General features: G+C 51.4%; 2 protein-coding genes. Both read left to right on the top strand.

Features of this window, described 5'->3' with window-relative positions; all coding sequences use genetic code 11:
- A partial coding sequence (tnpB, locus tag B5G33_RS22835) for an IS66 family insertion sequence element accessory protein TnpB (protein WP_087418977.1) occupies positions 1-174 on the top strand: 174 nt, incomplete at its 5' end.
- Between the two features lie 146 nt (positions 175-320).
- The coding region (gene tnpC, locus B5G33_RS20805; protein ID WP_087418976.1) for an IS66 family transposase at positions 321-1,627 on the top strand (1,307 nt) is incomplete at its 3' end.

Below are 1,627 nucleotides of genomic sequence, written 5' to 3'. Positions count from 1 at the left end.
GGTTCCGGATTTTGGATCCTGATGAAACGCCTGGACCGGAATTCCTTCCATTGGCCGGACACACCGGATGAACTGCGGAAAGTGACTCTCAAAGAGATCCACTGGCTGTGCGATGGATTGTCCCTGAATCCCAGCGGCGCTTTTGAAGAACGCCACCCAAAGATCGTGGTCTGAGCCCGTTTCCTGTCAATTCGCAAAAAGCCGAAAATTCCTTGATTTTACGCAGATTTTCCTCTGCTCCTGAAAGCAGTTTCCAATAGAAACCAGCTCCTTTTTATGGTAAACTGTCCATAGAGATTTCAGAAAGATGAGGCGGCACGATGGATCCGATTTTTACAGAGGAACAACTGAACAGGATGAGCAGGGATGATATGCTTTCACTGGTAAAGATCATGCAGGGGCATTATCAGAAACAGAAAGAGGCCCTGGAAAAACAGGAAACGAGGATCCAGCTCCTGGAAGAGAAAACAAAGGAACTGGAATTCCTGAACGCCATGCTCTCGGACCGCCTTACCCTTGCCCAGAGGAAACGCTTTGGAGCGTCCAGCGAAAAATATGCGGACGGGTATACCCAGCTGGATCTTTTCAACGAGGCAGAGCAGGAAGCGGATCCCAATGCCCCGGAACCGGACCTGGAAGAGGCCCATCCGTCTTCTTACAAGAGGAAGAAACGTTCCGGCAAAAAGGAGAAAGACCTTTCCTCCTTTGAGACAACCGAAGTGATCGAGTACAAGCTGACAGGGGCAGACCGTTACTGCCCGGACTGCAATACGAAATATAAGGTTGTCACAAAGGAAACCGTAAAACGGCTGAAATTCGTTCCCGCACGGTTTGAAGTCGTGGAAGAAGTGACCTTTGTATACAGCTGCCCGAAATGCGGAGCCATGAAGCGGCCGGAAAAAACGCCGTCCCTTCTGAAAGGCAGCGTGGCAACGCCATCCCTGGTGTCGGGCATCATGAATGCCAAGTATGTAAACGGGATGCCGCTTGCCCGTCAGGAACGGGAATTCGCCCGGTACGACCTGAACCTTTCCACAAAGACCATGGCGAACTGGATCATCCAATGCGCGGACCGGTATCTGCAGCCACTCTACGCTCTGATGAAAGAAGAGCTGCTCCGGAGTAAATATTTACACGGAGACGAAACCCGGATCCAGGTGATCGATGAACCGGACCAGAAGGGCTCCACCCAGAACTGGATGTGGGTCTATCTCACCGATGAATACAGCGGTTCACCCCGGATGGTCCTGTTCCAATATGAAAGGACCCGCGCCGGATATCATCCGGTGGAATTCCTTGGAGACCAGTTTGAGGGATATTTCACCTGTGATGGTTACCAGGCATACCACAGTCTCCCGGAAAGGATCACTGTAACGGGATGCATGGCCCATGCGAGGCGCAGGTTTGATGAAGCCCTGACGGTACTGAAAAAGGATTTCACCAAAGAGCAGCTGAAGGAGACAACCGCATATCAGGCAATGGCACGGATCGGGATGCTCTATAAGATTGAGGAGATGATCCGTGACAAGTCACCGGAAGAACGGTATGAAGAGCGTCAAAAGCAGGCGAAACCGCTTTTAGAGGCTTTCTTTGAGTGGCTTCATACACTGGAGGATTCCGTAGACCG

It is taken from the genome of Blautia sp. An81 (assembly GCF_002161285.1).
In the GTDB taxonomy this organism is placed as follows: domain Bacteria; phylum Bacillota; class Clostridia; order Lachnospirales; family Lachnospiraceae; genus Blautia; species Blautia ornithocaccae.
The sequence above is the reverse complement of the archived record's forward strand: the minus strand, read 5'-3'. Positions and strand labels throughout refer to the sequence as shown.